At 37.8% G+C, this 22,058-nt stretch carries 17 protein-coding genes and 1 tRNA gene; 4 read left to right on the plus strand and 14 right to left on the minus strand.

The genetic code is table 11. The annotated features are described in order from the left end of the window. Window positions 1-12: 12 nt before the first annotated feature. Window positions 13-918 (minus strand): LysR family transcriptional regulator, encoded by a 906-nt coding sequence (locus FNN08_RS13705; protein WP_143586731.1) that lies wholly within the window; start codon window positions 916-918, stop codon window positions 13-15. Between the two features lie 156 nt (window positions 919-1,074). Here FNN08_RS13705 and FNN08_RS13710 point away from each other — a divergent pair, with 156 nt between their 5' ends. Beyond that, window positions 1,075-2,574, plus strand: coding sequence for a CoA-acylating methylmalonate-semialdehyde dehydrogenase (locus FNN08_RS13710; RefSeq protein WP_143586733.1), 1,500 nt, complete (start codon window positions 1,075-1,077; stop codon window positions 2,572-2,574). A 75-nt stretch (window positions 2,575-2,649) separates the two neighbouring features. Here the strand turns inward: FNN08_RS13710 and folD are convergent, their stop codons facing one another. Both folD and FNN08_RS13720 read right to left on the minus strand, forming a co-directional pair. Further along, the gene (folD, locus tag FNN08_RS13715) at window positions 2,650-3,510 is read right to left on the minus strand and encodes a bifunctional methylenetetrahydrofolate dehydrogenase/methenyltetrahydrofolate cyclohydrolase FolD (RefSeq protein ID WP_143586735.1); all 861 of its coding nucleotides are present in this window, start codon (window positions 3,508-3,510) and stop codon (window positions 2,650-2,652) included. After that, a complete protein-coding gene (locus tag FNN08_RS13720; protein ID WP_143586737.1) occupies window positions 3,510-5,756 on the minus strand; it encodes a diguanylate cyclase in 2,247 nt (748 codons plus the stop codon). The genes folD and FNN08_RS13720 overlap by 1 nt, the downstream gene beginning before the upstream one ends. Before the next feature lie 131 nt (window positions 5,757-5,887). On the opposite strand from FNN08_RS13720, the gene FNN08_RS13725 reads away from it, so the two are divergent. Further along, the gene (locus tag FNN08_RS13725; RefSeq protein WP_143586739.1) at window positions 5,888-7,987 is read left to right on the plus strand and encodes a cation:dicarboxylate symporter family transporter; all 2,100 of its coding nucleotides are present in this window, start codon (window positions 5,888-5,890) and stop codon (window positions 7,985-7,987) included. A gap of 138 nt (window positions 7,988-8,125) precedes the next feature. Beyond that, a complete protein-coding gene (locus FNN08_RS13730; RefSeq protein ID WP_260679355.1) occupies window positions 8,126-8,347 on the plus strand; it encodes an EF-hand domain-containing protein in 222 nt (73 codons plus the stop codon). Window positions 8,348-8,870: 523 nt separating this feature from the next. Here the strand turns inward: FNN08_RS13730 and FNN08_RS13735 are convergent. The 11 genes from FNN08_RS13735 to FNN08_RS13785 all read right to left on the minus strand — a co-directional run bounded on the left by FNN08_RS13735 (window position 8,871) and on the right by FNN08_RS13785 (window position 21,164). Beyond that, window positions 8,871-10,391, minus strand: coding sequence for a hypothetical protein (locus tag FNN08_RS13735; protein ID WP_143586741.1), 1,521 nt, complete (start codon window positions 10,389-10,391; stop codon window positions 8,871-8,873). Window positions 10,392-10,487: 96 nt separating this feature from the next. Then, entirely contained in the window at window positions 10,488-12,239 is a 1,752-nt protein-coding gene (locus FNN08_RS13740; protein ID WP_143586743.1) for a parallel beta-helix domain-containing protein, read from the minus strand. A 436-nt stretch (window positions 12,240-12,675) separates the two neighbouring features. Continuing rightward, a tRNA-Phe gene (locus tag FNN08_RS13745) sits at window positions 12,676-12,751 on the minus strand. A gap of 140 nt (window positions 12,752-12,891) precedes the next feature. Next, window positions 12,892-13,209, minus strand: a complete 318-nt coding sequence (locus FNN08_RS13750) for a DUF1289 domain-containing protein (RefSeq protein WP_143586745.1) — start codon at window positions 13,207-13,209, stop codon at window positions 12,892-12,894. 143 nt (window positions 13,210-13,352) lie between these two features. Further along, window positions 13,353-14,909: a SulP family inorganic anion transporter gene (locus FNN08_RS13755; RefSeq protein WP_143586747.1), complete on the minus strand. Its 1,557-nt coding sequence runs from the start codon at window positions 14,907-14,909 to the stop codon at window positions 13,353-13,355. A 254-nt stretch (window positions 14,910-15,163) separates the two neighbouring features. Next, a complete protein-coding gene (hemH, locus tag FNN08_RS13760) occupies window positions 15,164-16,207 on the minus strand; it encodes a ferrochelatase (protein WP_143586749.1) in 1,044 nt (347 codons plus the stop codon). A 20-nt stretch (window positions 16,208-16,227) separates the two neighbouring features. Beyond that, window positions 16,228-16,800: a glutathione peroxidase gene (locus FNN08_RS13765; RefSeq protein ID WP_143586881.1), complete on the minus strand. Its 573-nt coding sequence runs from the start codon at window positions 16,798-16,800 to the stop codon at window positions 16,228-16,230. A gap of 68 nt (window positions 16,801-16,868) precedes the next feature. Next, window positions 16,869-18,134, minus strand: a complete 1,266-nt coding sequence (ccmI, locus tag FNN08_RS13770) for a c-type cytochrome biogenesis protein CcmI (protein WP_143586751.1) — start codon at window positions 18,132-18,134, stop codon at window positions 16,869-16,871. 3 nt (window positions 18,135-18,137) lie between these two features. After that, window positions 18,138-18,632, minus strand: coding sequence for a cytochrome c-type biogenesis protein CcmH (locus FNN08_RS13775; RefSeq protein WP_143586753.1), 495 nt, complete (start codon window positions 18,630-18,632; stop codon window positions 18,138-18,140). Further along, window positions 18,622-19,170, minus strand: a complete 549-nt coding sequence (locus tag FNN08_RS13780; protein WP_143586755.1) for a DsbE family thiol:disulfide interchange protein — start codon at window positions 19,168-19,170, stop codon at window positions 18,622-18,624. Before FNN08_RS13780 ends, FNN08_RS13775 begins: the two co-directional genes overlap by 11 nt. After that, window positions 19,170-21,164: a heme lyase CcmF/NrfE family subunit gene (locus FNN08_RS13785; RefSeq protein ID WP_143586757.1), complete on the minus strand. Its 1,995-nt coding sequence runs from the start codon at window positions 21,162-21,164 to the stop codon at window positions 19,170-19,172. The genes FNN08_RS13780 and FNN08_RS13785 overlap by 1 nt, the downstream gene beginning before the upstream one ends. 252 nt (window positions 21,165-21,416) lie before the next feature. On the opposite strand from FNN08_RS13785, the gene ccmA reads away from it, so the two are divergent. Then, window positions 21,417-22,058: a cytochrome c biogenesis heme-transporting ATPase CcmA gene (gene ccmA, locus FNN08_RS13790; RefSeq protein WP_143586759.1), complete on the plus strand. Its 642-nt coding sequence runs from the start codon at window positions 21,417-21,419 to the stop codon at window positions 22,056-22,058.

The raw sequence follows: 22,058 nt of genomic DNA on the forward strand, positions 1-22,058 counted from the left end.
ATTTAGTCTTTTTTATTTATTTTCAGCTATATTATGGTCGAGTAAAACGGCTTGTTTGTCTTGCACTAATTGCTTTAGATAATCCCAAAGAATTTGCACTCGCTTTACTCGTTTACTATCAGGTTGGGTCATTAACCAAAACTCTCGAATGATATCTATCTTATTATCAAGTACCACTTCGAGCTCACTATCTTGGCTTGCCAAAAAGCATGGCAGTACAGCAAGGCCTAAATCATTTTTAACCGCCATATACTGAGCAACAACGCTAGTACTTCTAAGTACAGGTGTAACCCCTGGAGCAATATCATTTAAAAACTCTAATTGATCACTAAAATCTAAATGCTCTACATAGCTGATCCAATTATGCTTGTTAAGATCATTTATTGCAGCGACTGGATTATTAGCCAGATATTTTTTACTTGCGTAAACCTTGAGTCGATAGTCACAAAGTTTAGCTACAACCATGGACGTATTTCGTGGCTTGCCGATACTAATAGCAATATCAGCTTCGTGCTTATATAGCTTTACTTTTCTTAGTAAAGGTAATACATCTACACTTATTTTAGGGTGTAAGTGATTGAACTTAAAAAGGTTTGGTGTAACAAAAAAACTACCAAAAGCCTCAGTAGTGCCGATACGAACATTACCACTTTCTTCCAAATCCAAGCCTTGCAAAGATGCAACAGAAGATTGTAATGACTGCTCCATCGCCAGCGCCGAAGTAAATAAAAGCTCGCCTTGCTCAGTAAGGTAATGCCCCTCAACACTGCGTTCAAACAAGCGCACTTCAAGCGATTCCTCTAACTGATGAATACGCCTAGATACCGTTGAAGAATCTATACCAAGCGCTCTAGCAGCAGTAGATAAACGTTGTGTTTTAGCAACTTCTAAAAATATTTTTAAACTTTCCCAATTCATAGCCTAATAGTGTAGCAAACAAATACTTAACGGTCTTGCAAAAATGCAAGACCGCATTGCACTATGCAATCTTGCGAAGTAATAGTTAAGTATTTATTCTGTGGGCAATAAACAAATGCTCATTGAGCAAACGATACAAAATGAAAGGCTACTATTATGTCAATTCGTGAAATTCCATTACTAATCAATGGTGAAAAAATCAGATCTAAAACAGATACTTGGTTAGACGTTTTAAACCCTGCAACGCAAGAAGTTGTGGCACGCGTTCCTATGGCAACAGTTGAAGAAGTTGATGCTGCTATTGCTAGCGCAGCCGAGGCATTTAAAACCTGGAGTAAAACGTCTGTTACCAAACGTATGCGTATCATGCTTAAATTTCAGCAATTACTACAAGAGCGCACTAGCGATATTGCCGAATTAATCACTTTAGAGCATGGTAAAACTTTACCTGATGCCGAAGGTGAAGTTGGCCGAGCTTTAGAAGCGGTTGAAAATGCCTGTTCAGTTACTCGTTTGCAAATGGGTGAAATGTCAAACAATGCAGCTACAGGTGTTGATGTTTACACATTAAATAAACCACTTGGTGTTGGCGCTGGTATCACAGCTTTTAACTTCCCAGTTATGTTGCCATCATTTATGTTCCCACCTGCTATTGCTTGTGGTAACACTTTCGTATTAAAGCCGTCAGAACAAGATCCATCATCTACCATGCTTATGGCTGAACTTGCTATTGAAGCAGGTGTCCCTGCCGGCGTATTAAACGTTGTTCACGGCGGGCCAGATGTGGTTAACCGCCTGTGTAGCCATGATGACGTTAAAGCCGTTTCATTTATTGGTTCTACTCATGTTGGTACTCATGTATACAACTTGGCAAGTCAGCATGGTAAACGTGCGCAATCAATGATGGGCGCGAAAAACCATATGGTTATTATGCCTGATGCAAACAAAGACAGAGCGATTAATGACTTATTAGGTTCAGCATTTGGTGCTGCGGGTCAGCGTTGTATGGCGAACCCGGTAACTATTTTAGTTGGCGAAACTCGTAATTGGTTACCTGAAATTGCCGAGCGTGCAAAAGCTATGGTTGTTGACGCTGGCACAAATAGAAATGCAGACCTAGGTCCTGTTGTTTCTCCACAAGCTAAACAGCGTATTATTAACATCTTAAACTCAGGTGTTGAGCAAGGTGCTAACTTATTAGTCGATGGTAGAGATATTGTTGTGCCTGGTTTTGAAAAAGGTAACTTTGTTGGCCCAACAATGTTCTCGGGCGTAACTACTGATATGGACATTTATACACAAGAAATATTCGGTCCAGCATTATGTGTTTTAGAAGTTGATACACTAGATGAAGCCATTGCCATCATCAATGCCAATCCAAACGGCAACGGTACATCAATCTTTACTTCATCTGGTTATGTTGCTCGCAAGTATGAAAATGAAATTGATATCGGCCAAATTGGTATTAACGTACCAATTCCTGTACCTGTAGCTTACTTCTCATTTACCGGCTCTCGCGCTTCTAAATTAGGTGATTTAGGGCCAAATGGTAAAGAAGTAACCAAGTTTTGGACTCAAACTAAATCTGTAACAGCCCGCTGGTTTGAACCAGATCACGAAGAAGGTCAAAAAGTACATACTACTATTAGTCTGTAACTAATAAACCTGAACAAGAATAAAGCCGACTTAACGTCGGCTTTTTATTTAGTTTGCCCGGCCTTTAGTTTTTATCTAAAGGTGTTGCTTTGCCGCGCGTAAGGTATTTTTAAGCAAGCAAGCTATCGTCATTGGCCCGACACCACCTGGCACTGGAGTTATTCCTGAGGCAACTTTACTTACCTCAGCAAAATCTACATCACCAACGAGTTTATCTTTACCTTGCTCATCTTCTATATGATTAATACCAACATCAATAACCGTTGCTCCTGGCTTTACCCAATCCGCTTTGATCATTAATGGTCTGCCAACTGCGGCAACAAGAATATCGGCTTGCCTGCAAAGTGCGGGTAAGTCGGTGCTTCGAGAGTGAGCAACAGTTACAGTACAGTTCTCTTGTAAAAAAAGTAAACTCACTGGTTTACCAACAATATTAGAGCGACCAACAATAACTGCATGCTTTCCTGATAAGTCATTACCTAGGTGTTTTTTAGCTAAAATCACACAACCTTGTGGCGTACAAGGAACTAACGCTTCGGCGTCACCATTAAGTAAATGGCCAGAATTCATTGCATGAAAGCCATCTACGTCTTTTTCAGGAATAATACTGGTGATAATAGCTTGTTCATTAATATGCTTAGGTAGAGGTAATTGCACTAAAATACCGTGCACATCATCATCATTATTTAAACCATGCAAAAGCTCAATTAGCTCTTCCTCTGTTGTCTTTTCAGCTAAGCGGATCTCGTTAGAGATCATGCCTACTTCAGTAGTTTGTTTTATTTTATTACGCACATAAACATGGCTGGCAGGATCATCGCCAACTAAAACAACCGTTAGGCCGGGCGTTATATTATGTTTTGCTTTTAACTCTTGTACTTGTAATTTTAATTTGCTGCGCAATTCCTGTGCAACAATTTTACCGTCAATAATCATTAAATATCCATTGCTTGCTGCTCTCGTATTTGAGAGTCTTTTTGTTGAGATTCTTCACTTTGAGAATCGATTTGTTCAGTTAAATCTTTTATCTGCACTAAATTACGGCCCATTTTTTTAGCTTGGTATAAGCAGGAATCTGCAATTTCAACCCAATCTAAAACATCTTTAGAAAATGTAGCCGGAGCTAAAATAGCACCGATGCTTGCGCTAATATGAATGATTTTTTCATCCGGTGTATAAATCACCGATTTTTCAATGCGGTGGCGTAATCTTTCTAATTTATAATCAAGGTTATGAGGTGAAATCCCTGTAATTAATATCACAAATTCCTCACCACCGTAGCGGGCATTAACATCGGTCTCACGACAAAATTCGGAGGTCATGATTTGCGCAACCTTGCGCAAACAATTATCTCCGGCTAAATGACCATGTAAATCATTGATGTCTTTAAAATTATCAAGATCAATCATAATAACGGCAATAGTTTGTTTATTACGATATGCGAGCTTTTGAAAAAATGAAAATTGACGGTCAAAATAGCCACGATTATAAATCTTAGTTAAGGCATCTTTTTCGGCAAGTTTAGTTAGCTTTTGATTAGCAAGCTCTAACTCTTGGGTTCTTAACTCAACTTGATTTTCTAGCTCTTGTTGATGATTTAAGATTTGCTTTTTACTTACTTGTAACTCGTCATACAGGGAGCTTATCTCAATTGATGCAGTTTTTCTCAGAGGCTTAAACTCATGAATATTATTAGCTTCTACCGATTTAATTTGTTTTAAGATAAACATTAAAGGCTTAGTTAAACGAATACCAATTCTTTCAGCTAAACCTAATGAAATTAAAACCGCTAAAATTAACAACGCAAAGAGCAGTAGATACTCTCTTTCTACCGGGCTAATAACATTGTCGGAATCAAGCATTACATAAATTTTCCAACCGTTACTTAATTTACCCCGCGATAAAAAGTAATCATTTTTTAACTCGCCACTTTCTGTTGAAATAGTAACTAAGCCCGTAGATTTAAAGCTTAAGTCCTTCTTTTCTTGATATTTAAAATGATCATTTAATTCTACAGGAACGGTAGGTGTTGCATAAATGATTTGGTTATTTGCATCGGTAATAACATAATGTAGCTCTTGCAACATACCCTCAGGCATAAGCTTAGCTAAAGAGAGCCACTTTATTGATATTTGTACAACACCAGCAACTTGTTTTAATTCGCTCCCGGTAAAATACGGGTAACTTATTAAAATTACTGGTTCAGCAATCGCTGAATTACTCATACCTTTGGCAATAACACCATCTTTACTTGTTATAGTTGCTTTAAAATTAGCCTGAGATTTAATGCTATCGTTTGCTTTAACTAATTTATCAGCAGTTATATTGCCATTAGAATTTGAAACAAGAATAGTACCATCTGCAGCGGCAATTAAAATTTCATCAATATATTGATAATCGTTTCGTTGCTGGCTAATTAGGGTCAGTTGTTGTTGCTGGTTTATATCTGGGCTAAGAGTTAATCCGTTTGCAATATTCTTAACCACTAAACCATACATATTTAAAAAGTCATTGGTTCGATGAACTAAATGCTTTTTGCCATCGATCAGGTTACTTTCCACCGTATCATGTTGATATGTTAGTACTTTATGAGTAACAAAAAGTGAAGTCGACATAATACAAAATATCACGATAAGCGAAGTAGCGTAGACTATTTGATCTTTTAAGCCACGAACTTTAGTTGCCTGTTGACGAAAAGAAAATGAGAATGTTTTTGAGAAAAAGTAAACAAGCAAGCCAGCAATACAAGCGCACAATAAACCATTGAAAACTTGTTTCACCATTATTAGTAATTTAAGTTGATAAGGTATATCTGCCATAGTAGACAATAACACCATAGTGACAGGCGTACCGATAAAGATCCAAAAGAACAGATCACCATAAAGTACATACCAACCGCGAGTTCTGAGGAACGCAATACAAATAGCTTCAAGGCCAAATATTAAAAAGCCAAATGGGTGACCTGCGGAAAAAATTAAAGATGATGTCACAATCAAAGCAGCGAACAATGTATAAAGTACGCCAAAGCGCATGGCCACAATAACAAAAGCGATATTACCTAAGATCAAGTAGACATTGGCAAATAAGGGCACTGGCGTTAGGTTTAATAAGTAGCCGATGGCAGAAAGTAGCAATACAAAAAGTATTGGTTTTATTTGCTCTTTTAATGATTGATTAAACATAATTTATTATTTTTATTATCTGCGTTTCTTAAAATTAACATTTACCTGTATATTATGCACATGTTAATAAATTATTTTAGCTATAATTTTTTATAGTAATCAAACAGTTTAAAAGCCATTTAGGAAATCACTTGGGCAACAAAATAATCATTGCGATGATCTTAGGATTGATCATAGGCTTTAGCACGCAATTTACCTTACCTATCATAGATCTTATTGGTCAAGGCTTTGTCATGTTGTTACAAATGACCGCTTTACCTTATATTTCTGTTTCATTAATTTACGGCATTGGCTCAATGAGTCGGCAACAAAGCAAGCAATTACTAAAGTATGGTAGTGCAAGCTTTATGCTTTTAGTACTCACCGTTTTATTCTTTATTTTCCTAGCGCCTATCGCATTTCCAGACTGGACAGCTGCAGCATTTTATAGTGCCAGTGCCATAGAATCTAAACCCGAGTTAAATATATTACAGCTATTTTTACCTGCTAACCCTTTCAATGCGTATGCAGAGTCAATTATTCCTGCGGTTGTGGTATTTAGTATATTTATTGGCATTGGTTTTATTGGGGTCGAAAACAAACGCCGCAGCCTTTATGTGTTTAAAGATATGAGAGAAGCATTATCTGTTGTTACTAACATCGTTATGTATCTAGCACCTATTGGTGTATTTGCTATTTCTTTAAATGCTGCAGCAACCTTAATTCCGGAAGAATTAGAAGGCCTTTTAGTTTATATCGTCACCATTGCTAGTATCGTCGGCCTACTCTGCTTTATCGTATTGCCAATGATACTAACTATCATCACCCCTTTAACTTATAAGCAATTATTAACCATAGCCAAAGCACCGTTAATTACAGCTTTTGCTACGGGCAGTTTATTTGTTGTATTACCACTGATTGTTGAAAATGTGCGTAAGCAGTTAAAAGATTATGCCAAGATAAATACTGCAGCAAAGCGCATTCCATCAATATTAGTTCCTATTTGCTTTAGCTTACCGGTCGGTGGAAAACTGCTTGCTATATTCTTTGTATTATTCGCCGGTTGGTTCTCAGGAGAAACTGTTGCCATAGCAGATTACCCAAAACTAATGCTGATGGGGGTTATGCAACTGTTTGGCTCAAGTATGATTGCGGTACCAAATTTACTAGAAAGCTTTAACGTATCCGGCGGTATGTTTGAACTATTTATCGTTGCAGAACAGTTAATTATTTCACGTTTAGGCGCATTGCTATCAGTCATGTTTATTATGGTATTTAGCTTACTCGTGACTTTAATGGTATTAAAACAAGTTAAATTTAATTTAAAGCCGTTTGCATTATTTAGTTTTGGTGCGCCATTATGCACTGCGCTGGTTTTAAGTGTATTAAGTTTTGGTTTTGATTCAATTGGCCATCAATACCAGGGCTATGAAAAGTTTATTAATCGCGATTTACTATTACCACCAGCCAAAGCGAGATACTTAAAAGAGCCATCAGAGCTTGCCTATACCGAAGTAAATTCATCTGACACATTAACTAACATTCAAAATCGTGGTTTTCTGCGCATGGGTTATTATCGTGATTCCTTACCCTATGCTTTTCATAATAAAGATGGAGTATTGGTTGGACTGGATATCGAATTAGGTCATCTACTCGCATATGAATTAGGAGTGGATATTGAATTTGTACAAATTTATCGTAACCGCACCAACGAACTACTTAATAGTGGTTATTTAGATATAGTATCGGGCATCCCTATTACTCCTGCTAACTTGATCAAATACAACCTAAGCGAATCTTATATAAGTGAACATGCTGCTTTGTTAGTTAAAGATGAAGCTCGCCAAAACTTTACTACATGGGAAAGTTTAATCGGCCGTAAAGACTTAGTGATAGGCATCCCTGAAGCTTACTTTTATGCTCAAGGTGTACAAAAGAATTTACCTGACAGTGTGGTGTGGGAGCTTTCTACCCCTAGGTTGTTCTTTAAAGAAAAAGGTGAAAAAATTGATGCTATGCTTTATGGCGCAGCCGGAGCCTCGGCCTGGACTTTACTTTATCCAGAATATTCAGTGGTGCTGCCTAAACCGCAAATGCCCGCCGTTGCCATTGCTTTTCCTTTAGCTCAGGACGATGCTGCTTTTGAGCATTTTATTAGCCATTGGATCCGTATGAAAAAACGTAGCAATACTATTTCAGCCTTCTATACTTATTGGATAGAAGGTAAAAAGCCAGCGAACTTTATAAGATAACCTTGTCTTAAATAGCTACAGGGTTAAAATCAATAAATTCTGGCCAAATACAGCAAAAGTTACAATTTCTCTGTTCCATTTTATAAAAAAGAGGATTAGAGTAGCAGATAGAACAATTGCAGACATTACAGGAATAATATGATGCAAATAACAGAATGGGTTGACGAATTATTTGAAATTTTTGATGAAGACAAAGACGGCGTAATTAATCGCTCTGAATTTGTTGAGTTAATTGACTGCTTACTTCAGCAAAAAGGCTTAAACATGTGTGAAACAATTTTCCACAAGTTTGATAAGAATCATGACAACAGCATCAACAAGGAAGAGTTGACGGAAATGATCATCGATTTGGCGTTATAAACAAAGCCAATAGCAGCTCGAATACATTTAATTTGAGCTGCAAAATATATACATACTTTCCCAATAAGGCCGCCCGGCTAAACAATTGGCAACCTCTCCTAGTGCGTTAAACACATAAAACCAATACACACAAAAAATTAGCAATCCAAGATAGTCATACCAAGCAAACCATCTTTTTTCAGCTGTTGGTACTGGGATAATAAGTTCTCGGGCAAAGCAGTATTTAAAAACCAAGTTAAACATAAGATAAAAGACTTGGTATACAAAGCCAATCGCTAACAAAATAAATACGGGATGATAAATAGATAACAGCATTGCCGCCAGTAATAAAAAGAAGAATAAAATGGTGAAACCAATGCGCATTTTTTGCAACGTTTTAAGCCTAAAGTTTCAAAACCAATATATTGTTAAAATAGTTAATAAAAACTGTTTTGTAAATAAAACTAGCTACTTTGATAAATTGCACAAAAAAACAGCCAACACGAATGTTGGCTGTTTTGATTTTCACTAAGTGTATTAACGCTTAATCAGGGCAAGTTTCACTAGGTAGGTTAGTGATCCACTGTTTGATTAACTCAACACCTTCTATGTGGTGGGTACTGCGTCCTAATGGTGCCATACGTTGATTAGGATCAACCGTTGTCATACGTAATAATAAATAAGACTCTTCAGGCTTACCAGGTACAACACCATAAGTTACGTTTTTAGGGAACTGTGGTAGTAAACGATCGAAAGCATAATCACTTTCTTCATCAATACGAGACACAGGATCACGGTTCGCAATTGGCAGTTTACATACACCAAATCGATCTGAGCGTTCACTGTAATCACGATTGTACTCTAACTGCAAACCAGTATAACCAGCAGCACCTGCATAGTTAGGTTTTCCAGCATCTTCTAAACTCAATTCAGAACGATGACAATGGGCACAGTTAATATCTAAGTATGCGCGGGCAGCATCATCAACTTCTTCATTAGATAATTGGCTAAGTACCGTATTGTCCTTAAACAGCATGATTTTTTCTAATGCATCAACACCACTTTCAGGTAAGCCAGTTAAAAAGCCCTGCTCTTGCCAATACTCTAATTGATTCGCTGTTGTGCCATCTTCATATTCAAACTCTTTATTTAAATAACGAGCTTTAGGACCAATAGGCATAAAAATGTTTGGACGAATATCATCCGAACCTTGTGATACAGGTAATAACTGATGACATGAATTACACGAAGTAGCTTTCGGTACTTGGTAAGTAAAATCAATCATTTCACCTTTATGCGTTGTAGTAACATCTAATGATGCACCGGTAATAGCTAATTCAGCTTTACTGCCATCAGATTCAATTGGATCCCAGTAATAAGGTAATGCCGTCCAACCATCTTGACGGTGTATTAATAAGCGAGTTTCAATAACTAACTCTTCACCATCACGATCAGCTGTTGTAACTGGCATAGTAAATGTTTTCACGAGTACAGTTCCAACAGGGAAATCTAAAATTTCATGCTCACTATAGACAGCTTTTGTACCTTCAGGAATAAATGCATAACGGTATTTAGTTGCATAATCGGTAAATAAAGGCACGGCTAAGTCAAATGGAACACCACCGGCACTTGGGTTAGCAGTTGGATCGCTACTATCTTTAAATAAGTTGTATGACGATAAATCCTTACATGTCTCAGTCATTAACGCATCCCAGTTAACTCCTGAAGTCTGCGCATCACAGTTACCAGGCTTACCTGTTGGACCGCCAGCACCTTCATTTGAAGAACCATCATCTGGGTTAGTTTCATCTTCAGGTTGTTCCTCTGACTCCTCTCCATGAGGAGTTGGATCAGCATTGTCACCAATACCATCACCATCAGAATCAAATTGCTCACTTGCATCATTTGGAAAGGCATCATTATGATCATGATAGCCATCACCATCAGTATCAACGACTTGCTTGTCTTGGAAAGGCATGCTTTCACCATCGCCGCCACATGCAGTCAGTGCAACAGCAAAAACTGCGGCTAATGAAATGATTTTTACTTGCTTGATATTTTTCATTTTTGTCACCTACCCCATACATATTTGCAACAAATATAGGGCCTAAAAATAAGGTGGGCAGTGCCCACCTTTAATTATTTTCTATTTAACCTGCTCTTATAAATTACAAGAGTATGAAGCTCTGTCATCACCGTCACAACCGTATGATTTACCACGGAAAGATACCGTAGCAGGAGCTAGACGAGGTTGAGTACAAGCAAATTTGGTATTGCTATGAATATTTGAAATTTCAAACGTTGGCACAGGTAAGCCATCTTGAGTACCAAAAACAGCTTGAGCAGCTCTCGATGGGAAAACCATGCCAATTTGAGGACCATTGTCACTAGCTGCAATTTCAGCTGTACGACCAGCAACAGCACCTTCACCATAGAATTCTTGATGTGAAGCTGAAGAGTTACCATCAATGTTGTTATCTAAACATAAACCATCTTCAACCGGGTAAGGTTTAAAGTCAGCATTAAGCGCTTCAAGTTGTTTAAATTCTTCAGTTTCATTTACAACGTATTCACCAATACCGTCAAATAAGATCGCTGGCATTTTATAACCTGTACGCTCAATTGGGTATAGTGCAGCCATGTATGCATCTGTCATACCAGTGAAGCCTTTAGTGATAGAGAATCCTGGAGCAAAATCATCATCTAAGATATGACCGCGCGGCTCAGCACCGGTGCGTTCAATTACGTTATCGTGAATATAGTTCAGTTTAAAGTTTGGTGACCAACCTGACATCATAGTTTCAACATAACGACCGGCGTAATCTTCAAGATTAGTGTTAACAATGAAGTAGCTCACAATTTCCATTGCGGCAGTTTCGTTGTCTTTAAAGTAGTTGTGGTAAACCTCAACACTTGATGTTGCTAGGTTTAAAAAGCCAGTGCCCGGAGGAACTAGACCAACAGTAGATGTTTTAGGAGCAACACTATTTGTGTTGTTAGCAATCATGTCATTATCGAATACGCGGACATTGCCGCCGTAGGCTTTTTCAAGACCAGGTAAGTCAAATACTAAAATACCGCCAGTGTTGCCTGTAGCTAAGTTTTTATAAACATCAGCATTGGTTGAGTTTTCAATTTCAATACCCGCTACGTTGTTTTTAGCGATGTTATGACGTACAACGATATTACTTGTTTGACCAACATAAATACCTGCATCAGCAGAGCCGTACGCGTAGTTGTATTCCATTAAAACATTTTGGCTACTTACTGGGTATAAACCATAAGCACCGTTACCTGAGTCTAACTCACCTTCCCAAATAGCACCGGTATAAGCAATTTTAACACCATTTGCTTTTTCAATTTTGATACCATTTTTGTTGGCTTCAAATACTGAGAAATCACGGATTTCAAGGTCTGAACCACCTTCAAAGCGAACAGCATCATCTGATACTGTTGAAGTACTAAAATCTAATTGAGTTTCATTGATACCGTAACCAGTGAAAGTAATATTTCGCTTATTTTGAACTAAAATAGTATCGGAAACGAAGAAACGACCTTGAGGTAATACTAAAGTTTCGCCATCTTTTAAATCAAAGATAGCTAAGTTGATTGCATCAGTAATATCAGCACCATCTTCTAACTCACCAGCAAAATAATCGCTAACTAGGATTGCATCTTCATAAATAGCAAAATCAGAAGTTGTGTATGCAAAAGCAGCTGAGGCTGTTGCATCTTCACCACTACCGCCAGCACCAGCTGGTCCAGTTGGACCGACTGGACCTTGTACACCAGGTAAGCCATTTGCACCTTGAGAACCATCTTCGCCAGCACAACCAGCCAAAAGTAAGACACTTGATACTGCAGCGGCTAAAGCAGACTGCTTCCAAGTTAACTTTTTATTACTTAATTTCATTTTTTCCCCTAAACTCTTTAAAACATCGTCTGGTACGAGGTCCTTCTTGTTTGTTTTGATAACATTACATTAACAATCAAATTACAACGCCAAACTATTAAAACTCAACACAACGCATCCAATTCGTTGATATTCATACAATTTTATTTAAAAATCGATTGTTTATTTTTATTTATTTTATTAACAATCGCTCAATTAATAACACAAACGTACTATAAACAGGTTAAATTTAATTTACAACTGCTAATAACAAAGTAACGAAAAGTTACATATTAATAGATAAAAAACTGGCTTAGTTAATAAATCTATAACACTGAAAATTATGGATTTTTTAGTAATCAGTAGAAAAAATAATTTTCTTATTTTGTGGAAACGGTGCTAAAGGAAAAATTTAGACAAAAAAAAAGCCCAATCATAAGATTGGGCTTTAAGAATATGGTGCCCCGACCCGGATTTGAACCAGGGACACGCGGATTTTCAATCCGCTGCTCTACCAACTGAGCTATCGGGGCTTCAAGTCACAACTCTGTTGTGCTGAAGAAAACGTATAATATCGGGCATTTTAGCGCTTAGCAACCTATTTTTAATGAAATTAATTTGCATGCCTATAAATCAAGCAAAGTGCTTAAATTTAGGCTTAATTAAAGAAAAGTTATAACTCAAAATCTTCAAAATCTAAGTCATCGAGCTTATTGTCAATTTTGTTATCTGTTGGCGGGTCAAGAAGCGACGGCTGTAAGTCATCAAGCTCTTCTTCAATTACTTTAACTTTTATTGGGGCATTTCGACGCTTTTCTCGCTGCAGGCATAATTTAATCACCCGCTGCTTTTCATTATTAGAAAGCTCTTTCCAACCAAAGCGCTCCTCTCGTGAACGAAAGCAACCTTGGCAATAACCTTTATTATCTGACTTGCAAACACCTCGACAAGGGCTTGGAATGTCAAAGAAATCAAATTGTAAGTCTTGCATTCATCCCCCTTAGATTGTTCAGCCAAAATACCAATGCAGTCACTTAGAATATAATTAAATTAGTCTATTATGCAAATTATCCAGGTTACGGATATAGAAAAGGGGCAACAAGCCCCTTTTAATTAAATACTCTTTGTTAGCGCTTAGTCTAACTTATCCGTTGCTACATGGTATTGTGGATCTTCAATGTAGTTAACTTCAACTAAGTCACCGGCTTTGGTCAGTAATACACGACATTCAGGGCTAAGGTGGCGTAAATGCAATGTTTTTCCTCGACTCTTATAACGCTCTGCTAGTGTATCAATCGCTTCAATCGCTGAATGGTCAGCTACGCGAGAGTTTTTAAATTCAACGATAACGTCTTGGCTATCGTTTTGCGGCTGAAATTGCTCTAAGAAGCTAGTAATTGCGCCAAAAAATAGCGGACCATTAACTTCGTAAACCGTTGAGCCATTTTCATCGATAGAGCGATTTACAATAACGTGTTTCGCGTGTTGCCAAGCAAATACTAGTGCTGAAACAATAACACCAACAATTACTGCTACGGCTAAATCAGAAATAACGGTTACACCAGATACTAGGATAATAACAAACGCATCAGCTTTAGGTATCTTGCCCATAATACGTAGGCTAGACCATTCAAAGGTACCGATCACAACAATAAACATAACCCCAACTAATGCTGCTAATGGGATCATTTCAATTAAGCCTGAAGCAAATAATATGAAGCCTAGTAACGCTAAAGCAGCAGTTATACCCGATGCTCTGCCACGACCACCCGAGTTAACATTAATCATTGATTGACCAATCATGGCACAACCACCCATACCACCAAAGAAACCGTTTACTGTATTAGCAGCACCTTGGGCAACACATTCGCGGTTCGCTTGGCCGTGAGTTTCGGTTAACTCATCAATCAGGGTAAGAGTTAATAGTGACTCAATTAAACCAATCGCAGCTAAAACTAACGCAAATGGTAAAATGATCATAAGAGTTTCAAGATTAAATGGAACCTCTGGAATATTAAAGCTCGGTAAGCCACCAGCTAAAGTACGTGTTGGATCACCAGTCATATCACGTACATAATCTATAACCGTACGAGAATCTATATCAGTAAATAATACGATTGCAGTCACTACAATAATCGCAACTAATGATGATGGCACAGCTTTAGTTAACTTAGGTAAAAAGTGAATAATTGCCATTGTTAAAGCGATTAGGCCAACCATGGTGTACATAGCGGTACCTGTCATCCACTCTAGCTCACCTGCAGCATTAGTAACTTTAAATTGACCAAGCTGAGCAAGGAAGATAACAATCGCTAAACCATTTACAAAGCCAAGCATAACTGGGTGTGGTACAAGGCGAATAAATTTACCTAATTTGAACACACCAAATATCACTTGAAAAATACCGGTGAGCACCACGGCGGCAAATAAATATTGCACCCCGTGCAATGCCACTAACGACACCATTACAACAGCCATAGCTCCGGTTGCACCAGAGATCATACCTGGACGACCACCAAAAGCAGATGTAATTAAACCAACCATAAAGGCTGCGTATAAACCCACTAAAGGGTCAACTCCGGCCACAAAAGCAAAGGCAACCGCTTCTGGCACAAGAGCTAGAGCTACTGTTAAACCTGACAATACATCATTTTTCAGGCTAGTAACTTTACTTGCATGTAAACTAAACATTTATTAACTCGCGTTTGATAAGCAATATCCATTTAAACCAGATGGTTAAAACGCTCTGCTTCTTAAGAAATTATGCTGCTGACTACAATTTAATTAATGATAGCCAACAGCAAGAAATTAGGGCGTGAATGTTAAAGACATATAGCTAATTTGTCAATGAATGTGTACGTTTAGCACAGTTGAAAAGTAAGCAAAAAATGAAGTTGGCTTGATTGTTGAATGCTGTGAATAGCAAACCAATCAAGCCTGAAAAATTAAATATGAGGTGTAATAAGGCCAACAATTGCCTTGATATGGTCATCACGGTCATTGAGTGCTTTGATGTAATGAAATGTCAAGCCACCAGCATCAATAAAAACTTTTCGGCTTTCTACTTCTAATTCTTCTAAGGTTTCTAAACAATCAACACTAAAGGCAGGACTGATCACCGCAACGTGTTTAACACCATCATTAGCTAATTGCTCTAGTACACTATCGGTGTATGGTTTAAGCCATTCGGCTTTACCAAATCGTGATTGAAAGGTGAGTTCATAATCACTTTCACTAAAACCCAATTGCGCCATAGCTAACCGAGTTGTTTTGTGACAAAAGCAAAAGTAAGGATCGCCATTGGTGTGAAATAACTTAGGCATGCCATGGTAAGACAACAATAGTTTTTCGGGCTTACCATATTCACTGATGTGCTCATTTATACTATTAACTAATGCACTAATATAGTCAGCATTATCGTGATAACTACTAATAAAATGTAATGATGGTACCCAGCGCCAGTTTTGAATTTCTTTAGTAATGGCGTCAAAGGTTGAACCCGTAGTTGGGCCTGCATATTGCGGATACAAAGGCAAAGCAATGATCTTATTAACGCCCTTGCTTTGCAAATCTTTTAACGCACTTGATATAGATGGGTTGCCGTAACGCATGGCAATAGCAACTTCTACTTCATCACCATGTTGCTCGTTAATAATTTTAGCAACTTTAGCTTGTTGATCTTTAGTTATGCTTAACAGTGGCGAGCCGGCCTCGGTCCAAATGCTTTTATACAGCTTTGCTGACTTTGCTGGGCGCACTCGTAAAATAATGCCGTGTAAAATTATCATCCAAATCAAACGCGGGATCTCAACCACTCTTGGATCAGATAAAAATTCTCTTAAGTAAACTCGTAACGCATCAGCTGTTGGCGCATCTGGTGTACCTAAATTAGTTAGCAGTACCCCGGTTTTAACTGAACCTGTATTTACAGGTCCATGCTTAATATTTTTCTCGTGTAAGTTTTTATTATTACTGATAAAACGCGACATGCATTAATCTCTTTATTAAGTTACAACTGAGCTTGAATAGCTTTTAATAGCTCTGCTGATTGCGGCTCGACTTTTGATGAAAAGCGTTGAATAGTTTTGCCATCACTACTTACTAAGTACTTGTAGAAGTTCCAATATGGCGAGGCAGTCTCTTCACCTAAATGCGCAAAAATAGGATGTGCATCACCACCACGAACTTCTACTGTATTAAACATAGGGAAAGTAACGCCGTAATTTACAAAGCATACTTTGGCAGTATCTTTCTCTTCATCTTCTTCTTGAAAAAAGTTATCAGAAGGGAAGCCTAGAATAACTAAACCTTGGTCTTTGTATTCTTGATAAAGCGCTTCTAACTGCTTAAATTGCGGAGTAAAACCACAGTTACTAGCAGTATTAACAATAAGGAATGTTTTACCGGCAAATTCTTGGCAAATATCAACCGACTTTTTCGAGTTTAGTTTGCGTACCGTATGATTTAAAAAATCTGGACACTGAGCAGTTTGCGCACTAGCTTTTTGTTCAGTATTTATTGTAGTTTTAACATCTGCGCTGTTTGCTAAAGCGTTAAAACTAAATACAGTAGTTAGCACCATAGCGCTAAATTTAATCAAACTTGTCATGACTCTTAATCCTTAAAGTAGTGTTACAGCAATATTATTAATTATTGTACGATGCTATCGATAACAAGGTTCATTTGCTCACTAACATTTACCGAAATATTAGTTAGTTCACCTTTAAAGTCACCCGCTTTCATCCCAGGCTGTCCTGTGTGAGAGATAACAGCGTAAATATTTACTGCATCAACGCTTGATAAATTCATCTGCGGGGTCATAGCTTTGCTGTCATCAAGATTTACTGTAATAGGTAAATCACTTGCTCTTAGCTTAACCGCAGCTAACGGCATGCGCGCACCAGATGTTGCTACTGCATAAATAAATACCGTTTTATCGGCACCTGAATTTAACTCGTTAATAATGTTATCGGCAATGCTCACGCTCACCTTCAAATTAGGACCTGTTACCGCCACGCTATTTGTGCTTTGTTGTTCTGGTTGCGACTTAACAGCAGGTTGACCTGACATGGCTACGGCTTCATTTATCGCGCTTTGTAGTGCCTGGCTATTAACTCCAGCACCATTAGTATCTAGTATTTTCTGCCATGTTTGCGCAGCTAAGCTGTATTCTTGACGAAGATAATGATCCATACCTATTAGCATTAATGTTGTTGGGTCGTTCGGGTCAATTGCTAATGCTTTATTTAATAACTCATCAATTTTAGCGTTACGTTGTTGCTTATTTTGATAATACATAGCCTGTGCTTGCATAGCATAAACATCAGCTTGCGGGCCCTCTATTGAGATCACCTTGTCAAAGGCAATAACGGCACTTTCAAATTCACCAACGTTAGTTAATATTTGCCCTAAACGGAACCAAGCATCAGAGTTTTGCGGATTGTCTTGCACTTCTTTATGTAGCACTTTTAACTGTGCAATCATCATTTGCGCTTCACTCTGTTCACCTTGAGGGTGACCAGCAGGTTGCGACAATGCTGTTTCTAATTCTTTATATTGACCAAATTGGCTGTAATAACCAACAGTAAATACCACAATAAAAACACTTATCGCAATTGGCCAAAGTACTGATGTTTTTTTATCAACTGCTGCTGATTCTTTTTCAGTTGCGCTGATATCTTGAATTAAACTGCGGTCAAGTTCAGACTTTAAATAACCAAAGTTTTCTTCGTCAATTCCACCTTCAGCATAGTCTTTTTCAAGCTCTTGCAAATGTTCATGATATAAATCTTTATTAGTTTCACCGCGCATATTTTTTTGATCAGCAACCCTAAGTTTGCTTTGCATAAAGTGGCGAACGACAATCAATATTGCCACAACCAGTAAAACTACTGAAAAAAGGTAAAGGTTCGTCATTATTTAATCGTCTTTTAAAATTGAGTTTAATTGTTGCTGTTGGTCATCGCTTAATGCGGCTGTTTTTACTTCTTTTTTACGAACAAATAAAAACACTACAAAGCCACCAATTAAAATGAAAACTACAGGTCCAAACCATAATAAGTAAGTTAACGAGTTTACTCTTGGGCGGTACAATACGTATTCACCATAACGGTCGACCATAAAGTCCATAATTTCAGTATCGCTGCGGCCATCGAGTAACATTTCGTAAACTTCATGACGTAAGTCTTGCGCGATTGGAGAATTAGAGTCGGCTAAATTTTGATTTTGACATTTCGGACAACGTAATTCGTAAGTTAAATGCTGAAACCTTACTTTCATTACCTCATCAGGAAACGTGTAAGTGTCAATTGGTCCGGCAGCAGCTTTACTCGCAAATAACGTCGCAAAAAGTAATGTTGCAACCGCGGCTAAAAATACATTAATAACCGACTTGCTAACTTGCTTATTGTCCATTGGCTATCTCATCTTCAATAGTATTGATTAATGGTAAAAATTCACGTTGCCAAACATTGCGTTCTAATACGCCAGCAAAACGTTTTCTGATCACATTGTGATGATCAACAACAAAGGTTTCTGGCGCGCCAAACACGCCTAGGTCTAACCCTAGAGAGCCTTGTTGATCAAAAATAGTAAACACATAGGGGTCACGATAGTTTTCTAACCATTGTAATGCAGGCACACGTTCATCTTTATAATTTAAACCATATAAATTAAAACGTTTATCTTGTGACAACTTCACTAAAAACGGGTGTTCAACTTTACAAGATGGACACCAAGTTGCCCAAACATTCACTAATTTGATGCCTTTGCCAAAGTCATCTACAGATAACTGCTGCTCTTTGTTTTGTAAATTTGGCAAAGTAAACGCAGGAAATTGCTTACCCACTAATGCTGACGGCATATCTTGTGGATTTAATGACAAACCTCGATATAACAACACACCCAATAATAAAAACAGGATCAGAGGGATTAATCGAATAATGACTTTCATTAGTTACTTCCTAACGCAGCGCTATCATCAAGGACTGCCTTTTCTTGTTTAACTGTTTTACGTCTACGGTAACGCTTATCTAACATGGCAAAGATACCACCCATGCCCATGAAAATGGCACCAAGCCAGATCCAACGAACAAATGGCTTATAGTGAACTCGTACTGCCCAACTACCATCGTCTAATGGGTCACCTAAAGCAACATAGATATCTCTAAATAAACCAGGATCAATTGCCGCTTCGGTCATGCCCATTGTTTGCACGCGATAAGTACGACGTTCAGGCTTTAAATAAGCAATAAGTTCGTTGTCGTTATAAACCTTTATTTGCCCTTGCTCGGCGCTGTAGTTTGGCCCTTCAACCATTTTCACGCCAAGAAATTCAACATCAAAATGTTCAACTGTTACACGTGTGCCAACATCCATTTTAATGTTAGTTTCAGACTCATAAGTAGACACTAATGTAACGCCAACAATAGTAATAGCAATACCCGTATGCGCAACGGCCATACCTAAATGACTTAAACTAATTTTAGGTAGTTTGTTAAAGTTAAGCTTACCGTCTGTATCTTTAATTTGATTTTTAAGATCTTTAAGTGCAACTAAAGCAACCCAACAAGCTAATGCCATACCAAAAGCGACCCAAGCATCAAAGCCATCTCCATAAAGGAATGGGAAAGCTAAACCAAAAATTACACTAAATATTGAGATAAGGTTAATTTGTTTGAACAACTCACCTTGCTTAGCTTTTTTCCAGCGAATAAGTGGACCTATGCCCATAAACACGAAGAGTACACTCATAATAGGAACAAACACGGCATTAAAGTATGGAGGGCCTACAGAAATTTTACCCATGCCCATGGCATCAATAATTAATGGGTACATGGTACCTAATAGCACGGTTACAGCAGCAACAACTAAAATGATATTACAAATAAGCAGTGCAACTTCACGCGATACTAAATTAAAGCGGCTAAAGCTACCAACGTTTGAACCACGAACAGCATAAAGTAATAATGAGCCGCCAACAGCAATGGCAAGTAGCACTAAAATAAAGGCACCACGAGTAGGATCTGCGGCAAAAGAGTGTACAGACGTTAATACCCCTGAACGTACAATAAAAGTACCAAGTAAACTTAAACTAAAAGTAAAAATTGCCAGTAATACAGTCCAGTTTCTAAATGCGCCGCGTTTTTCGGTAACGGCTAATGAATGTATTAATGCAGTACCAACAAGCCAAGGCATAAATGAAGCATTTTCAACTGGATCCCAGAACCACCAACCGCCCCAACCAAGTTCATAGTATGCCCACCAACTACCTAGTGCGATACCAAGGGTTAAGAACATCCAAGCGCCTATAGTCCACGGGCGTGACCAACGAGCCCAAGCAGCATCCATTTTGCCACACATTAAAGCAGCGATAGCAAAAGCAAATGCTACTGAAAATCCAACATAGCCCATATACAACATTGGCGGATGAATAATTAAGCCTACATCTTGTAATAAAGGGTTTAAATCTCGCCCTTCCATAGGAGGATTTGGCAATAATCTATCAAATGGGTTTGAGGTTAATAAAGTAAAAGCAATAAAGCCAACAGCTATCATGCCCATAATAGCTAAGACTCTTGAAACAAAGGCTTGGTCAACATGCTTACTAAATACAGCAACCGCCATAGTCCATGCGGTTAAACAAAATACCCATAATAAAAGCGAGCCTTCATGACCACCCCACACTGCACTTATTTTAAAGTAATATGGTAAGTGTGAATTTGAGTGACTGGCAATGTAAGTTACCGAGAAGTCATCTACAACAAAGCTATAACCTAATAAAATAATACTTAACGAAGTAAAGGCAAACATACCTAATGTTAACGGCTTTGCTAAGGTAATTAATCGTTGGTTTTGCTTATAAACACCTACTAACGGCACAACTGACAAACATATAGCAAACGCCATAGCAATTATCAGGGCAAGGTGTCCTAATTCAGGGATCATTAAATACTCCGCTTGGATCGATTATCAAGAAAGTTAATACTCTGACTTTAACAGAAAGTATTACACTAAAAATTTGCGTTATTATACCCAGTATTGATTAAAAATAGCTAATTACCTTTAAGCTAAGTTTATTGATTAAATTGCTACAAAATATTTCAATTTGGCAAAAAATCACATTTCCATCTTCTTATTAGTAAAACAAACAAGTAGAATCTATAAAAATACTTTTATGCAGTCCAACTAGGCAACACTTTGACCACCACAAACCCAATTTTACTTAGTGCAGATAAACTCACTTGTATTCGTGAAGACAGATTACTGTTTGATGAATTAAGTTTTAATGTGCACGCTGGTGATATTATTCAGGTTGAAGGTGCTAATGGTACTGGTAAAACTAGCTTGCTTCGCATTTTAGCTGGTTTGTCACAGCCCTATAGTGGCCAAGTTTTATATAAAGACCAAGCCATTAACCAGTGTGATGATGAATACAAAGCGGATTTGTTATTTATTGGTCATTTAGCAGGCATTAAAGGTGAAATGAGTAGTGAGGAAAACTTAGCTTTTTATCTTACTATGCATGGTTTAGATGCAACCAAAGCTGAAGCCACGTTAGATGAAGTTAACTTATTTGGTTTTGAAGATGCTATGGCATCAAACCTAAGTGCAGGCCAACATAGACGCATAGCTTTAGCGCGTTTATGGCAAAGCCAAAGCAAAATTTGGATTTTGGACGAGCCTTTTACCGCAATTGATAAAGCTGGTGTGAAAAAGCTTGAGCAGTTAATGCTAAAGCATACACAAAATGGTGGCGCAGTGTTACTTACTACTCACCAAGATTTATCTATTAATAGTAATGATTATTCAAAAATCATTCTAGAACATCAGTTTTTTTAG

This window comes from Thalassomonas sp. M1454 (assembly GCF_007097525.1).
In the GTDB taxonomy this organism is placed as follows: domain Bacteria; phylum Pseudomonadota; class Gammaproteobacteria; order Enterobacterales; family Alteromonadaceae; genus Thalassotalea_A.